The 17,186-nt window shown below is 32.2% G+C and carries 10 protein-coding genes; 6 read left to right on the forward strand and 4 right to left on the reverse strand.

Translation table 11 applies throughout. The features are described 5' to 3' along the window. Window positions 1–149: 149 nt before the first annotated feature. Window positions 150–4,073 (forward strand): T9SS type A sorting domain-containing protein, encoded by a 3,924-nt coding sequence (locus DK442_RS16130; RefSeq protein ID WP_109436923.1) that lies wholly within the window; start codon window positions 150–152, stop codon window positions 4,071–4,073. Between the two features lie 73 nt (window positions 4,074–4,146). Here DK442_RS16130 and DK442_RS16135 read toward each other — a convergent pair whose 3' ends face one another. From DK442_RS16135 to DK442_RS16145, 3 genes are all read right to left on the reverse strand, one after another. Further along, complete coding sequence (locus tag DK442_RS16135) at window positions 4,147–4,944, reverse strand: hypothetical protein (RefSeq protein WP_109436924.1); 798 nt, start codon at window positions 4,942–4,944, stop codon at window positions 4,147–4,149. Window positions 4,945–5,071: 127 nt separating this feature from the next. Next, window positions 5,072–5,764 carry a helix-turn-helix transcriptional regulator gene (locus DK442_RS16140; protein ID WP_109436925.1) on the reverse strand — a complete coding sequence of 231 codons (693 nt, stop codon included), beginning with the start codon at window positions 5,762–5,764 and terminating at the stop codon, window positions 5,072–5,074. A gap of 47 nt (window positions 5,765–5,811) precedes the next feature. Next, window positions 5,812–6,282 (reverse strand): DinB family protein, encoded by a 471-nt coding sequence (locus DK442_RS16145; protein ID WP_109436926.1) that lies wholly within the window; start codon window positions 6,280–6,282, stop codon window positions 5,812–5,814. A 620-nt stretch (window positions 6,283–6,902) separates the two neighbouring features. On the opposite strand from DK442_RS16145, the gene DK442_RS16150 reads away from it, so the two are divergent. The 3 genes from DK442_RS16150 to DK442_RS16160 all read left to right on the forward strand — a co-directional run bounded on the left by DK442_RS16150 (window position 6,903) and on the right by DK442_RS16160 (window position 11,484). Beyond that, window positions 6,903–9,197 (forward strand): starch-binding protein, encoded by a 2,295-nt coding sequence (locus DK442_RS16150; protein WP_109436927.1) that lies wholly within the window; start codon window positions 6,903–6,905, stop codon window positions 9,195–9,197. A gap of 138 nt (window positions 9,198–9,335) precedes the next feature. Beyond that, window positions 9,336–10,130 carry a sugar-binding protein gene (locus DK442_RS16155; RefSeq protein WP_109436928.1) on the forward strand — a complete coding sequence of 265 codons (795 nt, stop codon included), beginning with the start codon at window positions 9,336–9,338 and terminating at the stop codon, window positions 10,128–10,130. Window positions 10,131–10,329: 199 nt separating this feature from the next. Then, the gene (locus tag DK442_RS16160) at window positions 10,330–11,484 is read left to right on the forward strand and encodes an MFS transporter (protein ID WP_109436929.1); all 1,155 of its coding nucleotides are present in this window, start codon (window positions 10,330–10,332) and stop codon (window positions 11,482–11,484) included. Between the two features lie 23 nt (window positions 11,485–11,507). On the opposite strand, the gene DK442_RS16165 is transcribed toward DK442_RS16160, so the two are convergent. Continuing rightward, window positions 11,508–12,044 carry an RNA polymerase sigma-70 factor gene (locus DK442_RS16165; RefSeq protein WP_333968549.1) on the reverse strand — a complete coding sequence of 179 codons (537 nt, stop codon included), beginning with the start codon at window positions 12,042–12,044 and terminating at the stop codon, window positions 11,508–11,510. Window positions 12,045–12,180: 136 nt separating this feature from the next. On the opposite strand from DK442_RS16165, the gene DK442_RS16170 reads away from it, so the two are divergent. After that, the gene (locus DK442_RS16170; protein ID WP_109436931.1) at window positions 12,181–13,353 is read left to right on the forward strand and encodes a FecR family protein; all 1,173 of its coding nucleotides are present in this window, start codon (window positions 12,181–12,183) and stop codon (window positions 13,351–13,353) included. A gap of 120 nt (window positions 13,354–13,473) precedes the next feature. Next, window positions 13,474–17,175: a SusC/RagA family TonB-linked outer membrane protein gene (locus tag DK442_RS16175; RefSeq protein WP_235010975.1), complete on the forward strand. Its 3,702-nt coding sequence runs from the start codon at window positions 13,474–13,476 to the stop codon at window positions 17,173–17,175. Window positions 17,176–17,186: the final 11 nt, after the last annotated feature.

Genomic DNA, 17,186 nt, shown 5'->3' on the forward strand with positions numbered 1-17,186 from the left:
TCGTAGAACTTATTTATATACCATTATCTAATGGTTTTTTTTAAAACTTAGAATAACAAAAGCATGTTCTATTCGTTTGAAATAACAGTAGTCGACAAATCATTCTTTTCCCGATCACAAAACAAATCTTAACTTAACTCAACTATAACATGAAAACTCTTAAACCAATTTTCTGTGCTCTACTCTTTTTTTTAGCACTACTAAAAAGTTATTCCCAAGAACACCCTTTCCTTATTGTTAAGGAGAACCAATATCCAGAAATACGAAAAAAAGCCGAATCGGGTCTTCTTGGTTCTATTAGAAGTATTGCATTTCAAAGATGGAATGGACCAGAAGGCAATACAACTTTAAACTATAACATTAGTGCATATATATTAGAAGCGAACCCTTCTGCTAGAAAAAAATACAAAGATAAAATATATAGTATTTTAAAAAACAGAACGTTTGTAAAGCCCAATGGTCATGGAGCTTTAGTTAATGCTACTTTTACTCAGTTTTATTCCATTCTTGCATTGGACATTATTTACAATGACCTTACTACAAGTCAAAGAAATATTGCTGAAAAAAACATTAGAGATTATATAAACTATTTCAGAGCTGATGATAAAGGAGGAAGAAAATTAGCGCGATATGGTATAAACTTATTATTTGCGATATACGAAAATGATCAGCCTGAAATCAAAAAGTGGAAAAAATTGTATGATGACTATCTCTTCGACAAATCCATTTTAAATGATGGTTCCTGGGGGCAATCTACAGGGTATATATTTGCTAGACTTCACGGTACTCGTATGTCAAAAACACACATAATAGACGTGATGGAATTTACGGGAATTGGCAACTACTACAACAACCCATTAATGCAAAAGGCTTTTGAATGGTCTCCTACATTTGCACTTACTCCTTTTGGAACATTCACTAAGTTTGGAGATACAGGTCTTAATGAAAGAAGATTTGGTCACCAATCTAATGTTCATTATGCAGAAAAATACGGCCCTAAAGTCGCCAGCTTTTTCGAATGGCATAAAGGAAACGATGGTCCACTTACTTTCAACTCAACTAACTTTATGTTATTGTTTATGAGAAGTAATAATAGACCCAAACCTGTTATGCCAATCTCTTTACTCAAAGAGCAATCTGGAGTAGCACTTTGGGATAAAACAGACTCTAAAGAAGCATTACAAGGTATTCTTTATTGCCTTAAAAGAGATGACCCCACAATAGATAACATAACCCATGACTTAGAAGAATCAAATTCATTTAGTATCGTGGGATATGGACAACACTTAGTAATGAATTCTGGTGTAAGATATAACAATGCGAATGGATGCGGAGGAGGATATCCTGGACAAGCTCCTGATAGTGGAGGTTGGAACCGAGCTACGCTTCATAACACAGTGCTAATTGGCAATAAAAAACAACATGACCAAAGAGACGGAAATGGTTTAGTAGATGGACTTGTAGGAGGAAATATTGAATTTGGAACTACTGATGCAGGTCCAGCCATTAAGAATGGAACTCACAAAAGGACTATGCATTTAATACAACCAATCTCTGGTAAATCTAACGGATACTTTGTAATTCACGATGAAGTAAAGCCTAATGATTCTAAGGATCCTGTGAATATAAATTTTCAAGTAAACACCAAACGTAATGATACAAAAACTATTACCAAAAATGAAGAGTACTCAGCACCTGCTAATGCTTCTATTGTATTTAAAACCAAGGCAGATGGTGAAAGTGCTAATTTATTTTTTGCATCACAACCTTCGATATCTATAGTAAAATCCTATAAAGGAGAGTTCCCGAAAGGGAAATGTAATGAAATAAAAGTACCTGTAACAGATAATATTAGAGCGACTTATCAGGCTGCTTCTGATGGTTATGTACGAGCTACCACGGTGATTTTCCCAGAAGATAAAACACATAAGAAACCTCCAATTTCTAAAATTTCAAATGCAAATTATAGTGGAGCAATTATTTCACATAGTACTAGTTTCAAAGACTATTACATTGGTGCAAATCAAAATAAATCTAATACCTACGGTATGATTTCTTTTAAAGCCAATACCACTTTTTTCAGAAAAGAATCCGGTAAGACTACTAAATTTTCTTCTACTAACGGAACTAGTTTTAGAGATACTGAAGGTGTAGATTATGGGTATCAAGCTTCTCAACAGGTAAGTATCGTATTAGAAAATAATTCTGGTAGTATCAATTCAAATTCAAATTCAAATGTTACTTTCTTCCGACAAGGTATCACTGGAGTAAAATTAAATGGAACCAACACTACTGTTATTTCTTCCGCTTTAAATTCTGTCACAGTAACCATACCAGCCGGAAGGCATACAATAGAATTAATCATTAATGGAACTCCTCCTGTGGTAGTAACAAGACCCCCAGCTAATTTATCTAACGGAAACTATTTTATTGAAACTCCAACCGGAGGTGCTAGAATTAAGAATACTAATGGCGCAAATATTTCTGTTACCACAGGTTCTGGAAATGACGTTAAATGGACTTTTACTAAAATTGATGGTAGCATTAATGATTATACATTAAAAAATGTACAAACAGGAAGATATTTAGAAGTACCATATGGTGCTTGCAATGCAGGAGACAATACTCAAAACCCTAATGTTAATTTAGGCACCTATACGCAAGTTGTGGCAAATCACTTAAGGTGGAATATTACTAAAGTAGGAAATGACTATTTCTTACAGCCATTACATTGCGAAAAAGTAGTGGATAGAAATAATGGAAAAAAGATGCACCTATGGCCTTATCAGGAAGGTAATAAAAATCAAAACTGGAAAATAGTTAGTGTTAACAAGCCACCAACACTATCTTTCTTAAGACCTACTGCAACTAATTTTACTGCAGGAGATAATCTTACTGTTGAAGCTAAGGCAGATGATGCAGATGGATCAATAAAGAAAGTAGACTTATATTTTGATGACAAATTTGTAAAAAAGAGCCCACAAGCCAATACTCATATTTGGTGGAGTAAATATGATCCATTAATGACCAATTTACAAGAAGGAAACCATATTTTAAAACTGGTAGCTACCGATAACTTAGGAGCTACCTCTGAAGCCACTATGACAATATCTGTTGGTTCAACCACAAGTTGTACCTGGAACATACAAGCTGGTAAAGCCAATGATATTGGAGCCAATAAATCACATGTATATGTTATTGGAACTAATGGCCATTTATACAAATCCAATGGAAATGGTGGATGGACCAATACCGATAATACTAAAAAGCTAAAACGTATTGATGTTGCTCCTAGTGGTGATGTATGGGCAATTGGAGAAGATAATAAACTATGGCAATATAAATATCCAAATGGTCCTTGGTTAGATAAAAATGGTACTGGTATTGATATTGGTGTAGCTAATAACGTTTTTTACATTCTTGGTCTGGACAATAGAATAAGAAAGTACGAAGGTGGCGGAAAATATACTACACTTCCTAGCGGAACCGGACAAAGAATTGATGTAGATGGTAACGGTACTCCCTGGATAGTTGGAATGAATAATGGACTCTATCAATGGAATGGAAGTGGCTGGAATAGAAAAGGATCACTTACAATCTTAGATATTGGCATAAACCCTAATGGAGATCAGGTGATCGTAACTAGTATGGATAAGAAAATATATCTATACACTGGTAATGGAGCATTTAAACAATTACCAGGCGGAGCTAGACAGATTACCGTAGATTCTGATAAAATTCCTTGGATAATAACAGATGATAATCATATCTATAAGAGAAACTGTAGTATTAATGAAAGTATTCTTCTTGAAGTTGACAAAAATATTGGTAGTAACCATAAAATCACTATTTATCCCAATCCGGCCAAAGGCGATAACTTTACGATCAATCTTGGAGAATTTATTACTTCCAACATAAGAATATATGATGCACAAGGAAGAGAGGTCTATCAAACACAGACAGATAACAAAAGCATTCAAATAGATAGAAAAACACTAATAAACACAGGTTTGTATTTTATTAAAATTAAACAAAACAAATCTACTTTTGTAAAAAAGATATTGCTTAAATAAGCTTTTGATTATAGTAATCATTATCCCCTTTTGCCTTATTACAAGGGGGATAATGATTTAAACTAAAAGACATCTATCCCCTGCACCCTCTTATCACTCCAAATAAATAATCATCTGCAGCTTCAAAATATTCATCACCACATTCTCTATCAAAAGGATTTGTACTTCCTCCATTTACACGTCCGCAACGATCATGATCCAAACAATCTTTAGTCCATGCACTTGCTATTGTAAAAGTTCCCGGACATCCAGAACCGCATCTACCAATACAACGATCTCCATTAACCAATATGTTTTCATTTACATCACCACGATCATCATCATAATTTGCAGTAACAACAGTATTTTTTCTAATACAAGTAACTCCCTCATTTCTACTCTTTAAATCTGTCATAACATTTTTTGGAAATTTTACTTTTACTTTTGAGTATTTATAATTACTAGGAGATTTAGCCCAATATTCTAATAATCTTAATAATGTATACTCTGCCATTGTAAAATTATCAGCAGATTTATCCTTAAATAAAAAGAGAGAAATCTCTTCTCCCAGCATTAATAGAATTTCTTTTTGTTTATGAGTTAATACAACATCGTTTCCATCAAAATCTATAGTTTCATCACCATAAGCCACAGAAGCAGACAAGGTATTTTTATCGATAGTCACTTCTACATTAAAAGTAAGCTCTTCTTTAGACTCTACTTTATAGGAAATGATATGACCATCGATATCTTTTTTTCCTGTAAACACGTTTTCATCTTGAATTTCTAATCCAATAGATTCTGGGGTTTGATTGTCATCTGACTTATCGCAACTGGTAAAAAACAGAGATAATGAAACAAATAACAAGACAAGTTTTAATTCATTTTTCATGATATATATTATTTAAGTTAGTTTCACTAAAATAATTTATGCATGAATGAAGATCAAAACCTAAAGGTTATCAAATTATTATCCATTTGAAGGATGGACAACTGTTCAGAAAAAATTAAAAAAACACTTATAATTCTATATTCAATCTTGCTTTCAACTCTATTTCACCTTTTGCAGTAACAACAACCTCTCTTGAATCTTTCTTTCTTCTAATCCAATCATTATGTAACATGGTTGTTAGCAGAGAAGATCCCAGAGCACCTGCGAGATGATGTCTTCGTTCACTCCAATCCAAACATGGGTGAGCAAAAGAGCGTTTTTGTAGTTGTAATGAATCGACATCAATACTCAAATCTTGAAACCATTTTTTTCCTATTCTGGTTACCCTATATATTTTTGCTTCAATCTCTAAGATTCCATTTTTCAGTAATGCATCTGTGACCTTAACACCTATTTCACCTGCCAAATGATCATAACAAGTTCTGGCATATGTAATGTCATTATGTTTTGGTTTTTTAGTTCTCTCGTATTTATCTTCCAAAGGCACTAAACCTGCCATAGACTCAATTACTTGGGCTACTTCTGCGTTAGCATACCTATAGTATCTATGTCGTCCCTGTTTTTCAACCTGAAGTAAATTAGCCTCTATGAGTTTTTTTAAATGATTACTAGCAGATTGTGCAGAAATATCTGCGCAAATAGATAATTCCATTGCCGTATAAGCTCTTCCATCTAATAGACACCAAAGCATAACAGAACGAGATTTATCTCCTAACAAAGAAGCAATCTGAGTAAATTTGTATTCAAACTTTTCTATCATTACAAGTACACTATTACAATACTATTTATAAAAAACATTTGATAATTTCAATCCCAAATCTTAGGTCGCTCAACTCCCAAGGTTCTTAAATAATCTAACATTTGCCCCATATGCACCGCTTCATGAAATACGATTCGATTTAAATAATCTCCAAGTTTTTTACTTTGTCCAACCTCTGTTCTTTCTATTCTTATATTTTCAAGATCTAATTCGGTAAGGTTTTCTATCATATCAAGGAAACTGCTTCGATATTGTTCGGCTATCTTAAGTTCATATTGTAAATCTATGTATTTTAATTCGCTCCAAGGGGATTCATAATCTCCTAAATTACCTCTATTCTTGATAATGGTATGAAATAAGTGTTCACATTCTAATACATGCCTTATCATTTCAATAATAGTAAAAGCTTCTTTATCTGGTTTCCAATTAAAATATTTTTCTGGAATCCCATTCCAAAGTTTAAGACTCCTTCTTCTTGTTTCAGAAAGATTTAGTAAAATAAGTGCTATCGAGTTCATAAAATTAATATTTGTAGCATACAAAAGTAGACACTTCATCTTTTTTTGTTTCATTCTGAAATGAAGTATCAAATCTTTATTTCACCATAACTTTCATAGGTTATTTTACAATTCTCACCATATAATTCTCAAAATATCATCAATTTATCAACACGAAAACGTTGTAGTAGATTTATCAATCTAATAAATTGAATATTTCACAATAACTTAGTGAAAGTTTAACACAAGAAACACTTTTATTAATAAAAAACTACTAATTATGAAATCACCTTCTCCTCCAACGAAAAATCAGATTTTTTTTTGCGTTTTATCTAACATATAAAACCAACAAATAATACACCATTCTGATTCTTATCTTCTTTATGATAATGTATTTTTTTATACCGGTATAGTTTTTATTATTCATAGATAACATCAAAAGTTTTCTTTTCGAAATAAAACCCAATATACGCATGATTAGTTATTACCCTAACTATATCATTTTCTTAACTATAGATAAATATATACATAATTATTTCTGAAGATGATTAGATATTTTACTTGAAATACTTGCTGTATTTCGGGATAACACAAATTTTTTTAAACGCTAATTATTCTTAATTGAATTAAAAAATTGCAAAATGAAAATTAAAAATGTAAATCTTTTTCTATTAACTCTAGTTTTTTGTTTACCATTTCTAGGTATCCAAGCGCAAGATGAAGACGTATTATTTCAAGCATTTGACTGGAATGTACAGAACCAACCAGCAGGGCAAACCTGGTATGATGTTGTATCACAAAATAGAAATACTATCAACGATGCAGGCATTGACCTCATATGGATGCCACCTCCAAGTAACTCTGCAGCTCCTCAAGGATATTTACCCAGAGAATTAAACAACCTCAATAGTGCATATGGAACAGAGACACAATTAAAAAATCTAATTAATCAATATCATTCTTTAGATATTAAAGTAATAAGTGATATTGTAATCAATCATAGAGTTGGTACCAATGATGCGGTAACATTTACAAATCCAGCATGGCCAACATTTTATATCACTGCTGATGACGAAGGAAGAAATTTTGTTAATGGCCCTGTAGAGTTTAGTATCAATGGTGATTTCGTACCTGGATTTAGTCTTAAATCTGATGGTTCTAATGGTGCTTTTGCTGCAGCAAGAGATCTTGATCATAAAAATCCTGCAGTAAGAGCAGAAATCATTAAATGGATGAGATTCCTAAAAAATGATATCGGTTTTGATGGTTGGAGGTATGATTTTGTTCATGGATATGATCCTATTTATAACAAAGAATATAATGACGCTACAAATCCATATTTTGCAGTTGGAGAATTATTAGAAAGTAGTAGAGTCCAGACAAATAATTTTGTGAATAGAACACAGCAATCCTCATCTGCCTTTGATTTTAATACCAAAGTAAGTTTACAAAATGCTATTAGAGATAATAACCTTTCTTATTTAAGGGATGGACAAGGAAAACCATCAGGAATGATTGGCATAAATCCATCAAAATCTGTAACATTTCTAGACAACCATGATACAGGGTTTGCTCAGCAGTGCTGTGGCTCTAATTATGTTTTTCCGGGAGGAGAAACTAATCTTAGAAAAGGATATGCATATATTTTAACCCATCCAGGTAATCCAATGGTATTCTGGACTCATTTTATAGATGGTGGTTCGGGAGTAAGAAATGCCATCAAAAACTTAATCTCTGCAAGAAAAAGCGTTCGAGTACATTCGGGATCTACTATAAATATAGCAGAGGCACGTGGTAATCTATATGCTGCATATATTGATGGAAAATCAGGAACACTAGCAATGAAACTAGGAAATGGAAACTGGTCTCCAAACGGCAGTGGTTGGACTCTTAAAACATCAGGTACAGATTATGCAGTGTGGACTAAAGGTGGCGATACCGGAGGTGGAGATACAGTCGCACCTTATACTGTTAATTTCTTTAAACCTAATGGTTGGAATAATACAGTAAATGCATATTTCTTTGATGCAGGAAATAACACTACTTTACCTGGAACCAGTGGGTGGCCTGGACAACAAATGACCAATATATCAGGAACAAGCTGGTATTCATTTACAGTAACTCCTCCTTCTGGCGTTTCTGCTGCAAATCTAAGAGTGATCTTTAATGATGGAAATAACCAAACCGATGACTTATCAAGAAGTACCAATGGATGGTATAGAGGTAATACATGGTCTAACAATTGTCCAAGCAATTGTTCTAGTAGCGGCTCTGGTGGAGATTCATCATCCTCTGTAACACTTAACTTCCTAAAACCTGGTGATGGATGGGGAAATACTGCTAGAATTTATCTCTACAATAAGTCTAACAATCAAACTTTAACAGGTACACCGGGATGGCCCGGCCGATCAATGAGTAATATCAGTGGTACCTCATGGTCTAGTAATACATTTACTATTCCTAGCGGTGTTTCAACCAATGATATTGGAGTAGTATTTAATAATGGTAGTGGCCAACAAACAGTTGATTTAACAAGAGGAATAAATGGATGGTTTAGAGTTACCGGGAGTACAAACGGGAAAAGAAATGGAAACTGGTCTGCAAATTGTACAACCGACTGCCCCACAAGCAATGCAGCACAACTTCTAACAACAAACAAAATAGATTCTCTAGAAAATTTTAATAAAGCAACTATTTCTCCTAATCCTATTACAGATCAAACCAAATTATATGTAACAACCGAAAACCAAGGATTGCTACAAGTTACAGTTTCGAATATATTAGGACAAACAAAAACACTATATCATCAAGAAACCCAAGCAGGTAATCAAATTATTGATATTAAAAACGGTGTAACCGACCAACAAGGAATATATTTTTATACCATTTCTCTTGATAAAAATACAATTGGTCAAGTAAAAGCTATTAAACAATAATAAGCTAAAAAATTATATATTTTATTATAGCATTTATGTTATAAACAGACAAGCGGTTGTTACTTTTAATGAAGTAGCAACCGCTTTTTAAATTATGTTTATTACTTTTAGCTTTTATTACCACACTAAATTCTTACCATGAAAAAAATATTTTTTCTTTACCTTATCTTATCATTAGTAGCTTGTAGAAAAGAAACTACAGATAAAACCAATAATCAACTTGCTGTAACCGATCAAGAAGATACATTAAAAACGACAACTAAAAAAAATCATCAGATCAGAGAAGTAAAAAAAGCTACAATCGTTCCTAAATTAGATGGAAATATGGACGATCCCGTTTGGAAAGAAGTCATTTGGTATGGATTGGATCAAAAATGGTTAGGCGAAGACTATACTGTTGATGATTTTTTTGGACGCTATAAAATGGTCTGGACACCAGAAGCACTATATATTTTGGTCGAAATCAAAGACAATAAATTATACGATCAAAATAAAGATCCATTAACATTATGGTGGGATGATGATTGTGTAGAAATATTTATTGATGCTGACAATTCTGGAGGTAATCACCAATTTTCAAATAATGCTTTTGCATATCATGTTGCTCTCGATGGTAATGTAGTTGACTTAGGAAAAGATAAGAAACCGCTGCTCTATAACAATCATGTAACTACCAAAAGAGTTACCAAAGGTGATGTTTCAGTTTGGGAATTTGAAATGATTGTCTATGATGATACTTATGAGGAAGGGAAAGTCAATGACCCTGTAATTTTAAAGAAAGATCAACAATTGGGATTTGCTATAGCCTATAATGATAATGATGGTAGTAAGGAACGAGAAAATTTTATTGGTTCGGTTTTTATCCCAGGTGAGGAAAAAAACTTAGGTTGGATTAATGCTGATGTATTTGGCACTATTCTGTTGGTGGAATAATTGTATAGGAATAGAAACCTCTTTTTAAATCACATCAGCATGTACTTTAATGAAAGTACATTTGTAATGTAAAACATATATTTTTACCCCAATTAATTAGTATTATTGGCTAAAATCTATTGATTTCTCTACTTATGAAAAGTAGAAATCTTTTATAAAAGCCTTTATTTCAATTTTATGTATTAAAACCTATGTTTTTTTGAAACCAAAATTTTACATACTCCCGGTTATTATAATTTCTCAATTTTTTTGTACCTCCTTATGGTTTGCCGGGAATGCTGTTATTGATGACCTTGCTACACAATTTAATGCAGAGTTTAATATTTTAGGATATCTTCTGTCTTTTGTACAATTTGGTTTTATAATAGGCACTCTTACTTTTGCATTACTAACACTTGCAGATCGTTTTTCTCCATCTCGAATATTTATGATCTGTGCTTTTTTGGGAGGTTTGTCAAATCTATCATTATTGATACCTAATATTACAGTATTTAATTTATTGACTGCCAGATTTGGAACAGGTTTTTTTCTCGCAGGGATATATCCTATAGGTATGAAAATAGCCTCTGATTATTATAAGGATGGTTTGGGAAGAGCATTAGGATATATCGTTGGGGCATTAGTTCTCGGAACTGCATTTCCTCATTTAATCAATGAATTTTCTTGGAGCAGTGATTATAAGGCAGTTATTATAAGTACATCAATATTGGCTTTTACGGGAGGACTTTCAATGTGGTTTTTGGTTCCCGATGGACCCTATAGAAAATTAGTTTCTAAACTTCAACTGGGTATAGTGACTCAACTTTTTGGAATTCCCAGTTTTAGAAAAGCTGCTTTTGGGTATTTTGGTCATATGTGGGAACTATATGCTTTTTGGGGGTTTATACCTATCATTCTTAAAACCTATAGTGATCTTCAATCAATCCAACTTCAAGTATCCTTTTGGTCATTTATAATTATAGGAATTGGAGCTATTTCTTGTATTCTTGGAGGACTTGTTTCTTTAAAAACCGGAAGCAGAAAAGTTGCTTATAATTCGCTATTGATATCAGGAGTATTTTGTATTGCCTCTCCCCTGCTTTTTAAATTACCTCCAGAGTTATTCTTAACTGCATTAAGCATTTGGAGTATGTTGGTCATTTCTGATTCTCCTCAGTTTTCTACAATGGTAGCAGCAGCTGCACCACCAGAACTAAAAGGCACAGGACTTACTATTACCAATTGTATTGGATTTGCAATTACTATATTAAGCATTCAACTATTATCCTTCTTAACAGGAAAAATAGACAATACCATGCTTTATCTATTTTTAAGCATAGGTCCAATTTTTGGGTTATATGCATTAAGAAAATAAGTTTAAAATTTTATAGCAAAATATTATAAAGCGTCTAACGCCTCTTTAATTCTAGACATCGCCTTTGACATTTGAGCTTCTACTGTTTTAACAGAAATACCTAGTTGCTCTGCTACTTCTTTATATTTAAAACCTTGTACTTTATTCAATACAAAGATTTCTTTGCATTTGGGTGGAAGTTTTTCTATTTCAATATTAACACAACGTATTCTATTATTAATAAAATCATTATCTTCTTCTATAAAAAAATCCAGAGCTTCTTTTTGTACTCGCTCTATATAATTCAGTTCTTTTTTATTTTTCTTATAGCTATCAATCAATTCATAGTAACAAGATTTATACAAATAACTTTTAATAGAAGTATTAATATTTAGTTTTTCTTTATTCTTCCATATCTTAAGCATTACGTTCTGTACAATATCTTCAGCTTGCTGTTTATCTCTTGATAAACTAAAAACATAGGCACACAGCTCGTTATAGTACATTTCATATAAACGCCTATATACAAATTCGTTCCCTTTCCTAAGTTCTTCTATTTGAGTTTTGTTCTCTATAGCAATCCTTTTTTAACCCATTTTTAACCCCAATTCCGAAACAATTAACAAAAACTTTACATAAATAATAAAAAAAATAGTTCCAAGAGTAAGGGTTTTTTATTTTTTTGAAGTCTTAACTATAAATAAGCCAATAATTCGCATGAAAAATAATAAGGATTTGGATACAAATCAAATTATAAAATACTTAAATAATGAAATGACTGAGAGTGAAATCATAGAGCTCGAAACGTTATTAAAAGATGAAAAAAATCTTAATTTATTTAAGAAATATATTGTCACCGATCATTATATACAATTGAGTAAAAATGACTTTGATAGTCAAAAAGCTTCTTCACTATTCCAAAAACATATACAAAATACAAAATCTCTTACTAAAACTAACAAAAATAGAAACAATAATTATTTAAAATATGCCGCTGTCTTTATTGGTTTAATATTAGGGGGTACTTTTTTATATAATAAAAACATTTCTAATGAAAATGAGATCATTACCGAAGTAACATTACAACAAGGTGATGGAAGTATTGAGACCTTACAGGATAACGAATTGTTTAAGGAAATTAAAAATGAAGACGGAACCATATTAGCGTTCCAAGAAAAAAACAAAATCGTTTATAATAACGAAGGTAATAATGCTACTTCTGAAGAAAAAGTAGTGATAAACACATTAAGAGTTCCTTACGGAAAAAAAATCCAATTAGTTTTATCAGACGGTACCACTGTTCATGTTAATGCAGGTTCTACTTTAAAATTCCCTTCAAAATTCCTGAGTGGTCAAATACGTGAAGTAGATCTATCAGGAGAAGCCTATTTTGAAGTAGCCAGAAATGAAAAAGATCCTTTTATTGTTTCTACCAATGGCATTAGAACTGAAGTTCTGGGAACAAAGTTTAATGTTTCTTCTTATGCAGATGATTCTTTTTCTGAAGTTGTTTTAGTTGAAGGTAGTGTAGGAGTATTCAAGGACAAAAACAGGTTTGATAAGAATACAGATAAGATCTTATCCCCAAATCAAAAAGCTAGTTTATCAAAATCAAGTCAGAGTTTAAACATCTCCAATGTTAAAACAGAAAATTATATCGCTTGGGTAGATGGGATATTATTATTCAAAAGTGAGAGTTTTGAAACTGTAATGAAAAAACTTGAAAGATTTTACGATAAAAAAATAACAATCAACTACCAAAATATTAAAACGGAAAAATTCACTGGTCGCTTTGATGTTGAGAATGTTGAAGATGTATTAAAGACTTTTAAAAGCAATACATTCTTCAATTATCGCATCAAAGGAAATGAAATAATTATTAACCCCTAAAAACAAAATATGGCAAGAAATCAACCATAAAAAATAAAAATCGAGAAATGCTGCAACATCTCTCGATTTTAGAGTAAGCTTAATTTAACAATGGTTCAATCATTAAATCATATTAAAAATATGAAAAAAATTAAACAGAACCGCAAAATTGGTGCGGTAAAATTAATATTTAATTTAAAAATGAGACTAACAGTTCTACTAATTATACTGTCTCTCTTTAGAATAAATGCAAATACATATTCTCAAAACACTAAGATTAGCTTGGATGTAAAAAATTTCACAATTGAGAATGTATTTGATTTGATACAACAAAAAACAGAATTTAAAGTATTTTTTAAAGACGCAGAAGTAAATACCAAACGTAAGATATCTCTTAAAGTATCTAACAAAAGAGTAGAATACATTTTGGATAAAATCTTTAAAAACACTGATGTATCTTACAAAATAATTGATAAACAAATTGTATTAATAAAAAAACTAATTAATACGAATAATGTTCCTAAAAAACCACAAATTGCTTTTGTTAAACCGCAAAAAGGTTTTGAAATTAGTGGGCAAGTAATTGATCCCGATGGACTACCCGTTCCTGGAACTACGATATCTATTGAAGGTACTACAAGAGGAGTGGTTGCTGATTTTGACGGAAATTTCACAATTCGTGTTTCTGTTGCAGATGTGTTAAAAATCGAAAGTTTAGGTTTCGAAAATCAAACAATCGCAATTACTGATAAAAATAAAACGACTTATAATATTGTACTATCCAAAGGAGTAGAAGGCCTTGAAGAAATTGTAATCACAGGATACCAAAATATTAGAAAAAAATTCTTTACTGGTGCTTCACAATCTTTAAAAGCAGAAGAAATCAAACTTGAAGGTGTTCCTGATATTTCTAGATCATTAGAAGGAAGAGCTGCCGGTGTATCAATACAAAATGTAACAGGTACTTTTGGTGCTACTCCAAGAATAACCATACGAGGGTCTTCTTCTATCTTAGGGGATACAAAACCAATCTGGATTATTGACGGTGCGATACAAGAGGAAATCGTAAATGTATCTTTAAACGATTTAGTATCTGGAGATTCTAGTACATTATTAAGTTCTGCAGTAGCTGGATTAAATGGATCAGACATTGCAAGTATAGAAATATTAAAAGATGCTTCTGCAACGGCTCTTTATGGTGCACGAGCGCTAAATGGTGTTGTTGTAATAACTACAAAATCTGGTAAAAGAAATCAAAAAACAAAGGTTAGCTATTCTGCAGAATATGCAGTAAGAGCGAGACCAACTTACGGTCAGTATGATTTACTTAATTCTCAAGAGACTGTTTCTATTTATAGAGAATTGGAATCAAAAGGTTTTTTAAATCTAGCATCCAGCTTGCAAGGTAGATTTGGAGGTATTTATAATCAAATGTATAGAGCAATTAATACATTTAACCCTGAAACAAATTCTTTTGCCCTTACTAATACTCCAGAAGCAAGAGCTAGATTCTTACAACAATATGAATTAGCAAATACGGATTGGTTTAAAACACTTTTTAGAGAAAACTTAACACAAAATCATTCTATAAGTTTCTCTGGTGGTGGTGAAAGCTCATCTCATTATTCATCTATTGGTTACTTTACTGATCCTGGACTTACTATAGCAGATCGTGTACGAAGGCTTACTGGTAATATTAGAAACACATACTACCTGGGAGAAAAATATAAAGTAACTACTCTTATTCAAGGATCATATAGAGATCAAAATGCACCAGGTGCATTTGATAGATTATCTGATGTAGTAAATGGAGGATTTGACAGGGACTTTGACATTAACCCTTTTAGTTATGCACTTAATACTAGTCGTGCGCTTAGACCAAGAGATAACCAAGGTAATCTTGAGTTTTTTAGATATAACTGGGCTCCATTTAACATCTTAAATGAGATTGAGAATAACACCACAGAATTAACCGTTCTTGATTTAAAGATTCAAGGTGAGTTTGAAGCAAAAATTAATGAGAAATTAAAATATAATTTCCTTGGTACTGCAAGATATGCTACTGCTGCAAATGAACATAAAGCTACAGAAAACTCTAACGTTGCGGCTGCTTACAGAGCTAACGAAACAACTATTGTAGAAGATCAAAATACCTTCTTATTTCAAGATCCTGACAGGCCTAACTCCAGACCACAGGTAGTACTTCCTTTTGGTGGTATATACACCAGAAGAGATAATAAAATTATCACTTACAATTTCAGAAACACATTAGATTTCAATACTAATATTAGCGAAAAAAGTGATATTAGAGTATACTTAGGTCAAGAATTTAGGTTTACTAATAGAGAAGAAAGTATTAGTAGAGGATTTGGTTATCAATTTGATAAAGGTGGAGTTCCTTTCACAGATCCAGATATAATTGATAAGATTATATTAGATGGTGGTGATTATTTTGGTTTAGAACAAACCAGAGAACGCGGAGCTACTTTCTTTGCTACTGCAACCTATGCATTTGATGAAAAATACATCCTAAATGTAACAGGAAACTACGAAGGTTCTAACAGAGCTGGTAAATCTTCTAGCGCAAGATGGTTACCTACCTATAATGTAGGTGCTAAATGGAACATTGATCAAGAACAATTCATTCAGGATATTGATTGGATATCAAAATTAGCTATCCGTCCTAGTTATGGACTTGTTGGTTTACTTGCTGATAATGTAAGTAATAATTTACCCGTTTTTAGAAATGTAGTTACAGATCGATTAAATCCTAATACACGAGAAAATGCAATTAATATTGCTGCATTACAAAACACAGAATTAACCTGGGAAAAGACTTTTGAACTTAACCTTGGATTAGATGCTGGTTTTTTTGACAATAGAATTTCTCTTGTAGCTGATGTGTATTTTAGAAAAGGTGAAGATTTAATTGATGAAATCAGAACTTCTGGTATTGGTGGACAATCAATTAAATTGGCTAACAATGCATCTATGAATACAAATGGAGTAGAATTTCAATTAAACACACAAAATATAGTTACTCCTAACTTTAAATGGGGTACAACCATTAATGTTGCTTATTTTGATCAAGAAATTACTGAGTTACAACAAAGACCTAATGTTTTTGATTTGGTATCATCTACAGGAGGTAACGCAGTTGGTTTTCCTAGAGGGTCATTATTTTCTTTTCAATTTGATAAGTTAGACGAAAGAGGATTACCAACTTATGTTTTTAGTGATGATAGAGATCCTATTTCTGGAGTTGACTTCCAAGAGGTAGAAGACATACAAGATTATCTTAAGTTTGAGGGATCTGTAGAGCCTAATTTAACTGGTGGATTTGCTAACAACTTTACCTATAAGAATTGGGATCTTAGTTTCTTCGTAACTTTTTCTGCCGGAAATAAAATTCGATTAGACCCTTATTACACTTCTACATATAGTGATTTATCCGTTTTCCCTACAGAGTTTAGAAACAGATGGTTATTCCCTGGAGACGAAAACACAACTAACATTCCTGTGATCCCTTCACGAAGGTTAATTAACGAAGTAGGAACCAATGAAATTGCCCGAGCATATAACGCATATAACTTCTCTACAGAGAGAATTGCTGATGGTGATTTTATTAGAATGAAGAATATTTCTTTATCCTATACTTTCCCAAAAAAGACAATTGATGCAATAGGGTTAAACAACCTTAAGATGACATTTCAGTCAACAAACCCTTTCTTAATATATTCTGACGATAACCTTAACGGACAAGATCCAGAATTTTTCAGAGCAGGTGGTGTTGCTTACCCAATTGCTAAACAATATACTGTATCACTAAATCTTGGATTTTAAAAAGAAATGAT

The sequence above is a fragment of the Aquimarina sp. AU119 genome (genome assembly GCF_900312735.1).
Classification (GTDB): domain Bacteria; phylum Bacteroidota; class Bacteroidia; order Flavobacteriales; family Flavobacteriaceae; genus Aquimarina; species Aquimarina algiphila.

What these genes read in the sequence shown, in the direction of transcription:
- DK442_RS16175 (WP_235010975.1), top strand. Translation starts at nt 13,474, where the DNA reads ATGAAAAAAATTAAACAGAACCGCAAAATTGGTGCGGTAAAATTAATA.
- DK442_RS16140 (WP_109436925.1), bottom strand. Translation starts at nt 5,764, where the DNA reads ATGATAGAAAAGTTTGAATACAAATTTACTCAGATTGCTTCTTTGTTA.
- DK442_RS16150 (WP_109436927.1), top strand. Translation starts at nt 6,903, where the DNA reads ATGAAAATTAAAAATGTAAATCTTTTTCTATTAACTCTAGTTTTTTGT.
- DK442_RS16130 (WP_109436923.1), top strand. Translation starts at nt 150, where the DNA reads ATGAAAACTCTTAAACCAATTTTCTGTGCTCTACTCTTTTTTTTAGCA.
- DK442_RS16135 (WP_109436924.1), bottom strand. Translation starts at nt 4,944, where the DNA reads ATGAAAAATGAATTAAAACTTGTCTTGTTATTTGTTTCATTATCTCTG.
- DK442_RS16155 (WP_109436928.1), top strand. Translation starts at nt 9,336, where the DNA reads ATGAAAAAAATATTTTTTCTTTACCTTATCTTATCATTAGTAGCTTGT.
- DK442_RS16145 (WP_109436926.1), bottom strand. Translation starts at nt 6,282, where the DNA reads ATGAACTCGATAGCACTTATTTTACTAAATCTTTCTGAAACAAGAAGA.
- DK442_RS16170 (WP_109436931.1), top strand. Translation starts at nt 12,181, where the DNA reads ATGAAAAATAATAAGGATTTGGATACAAATCAAATTATAAAATACTTA.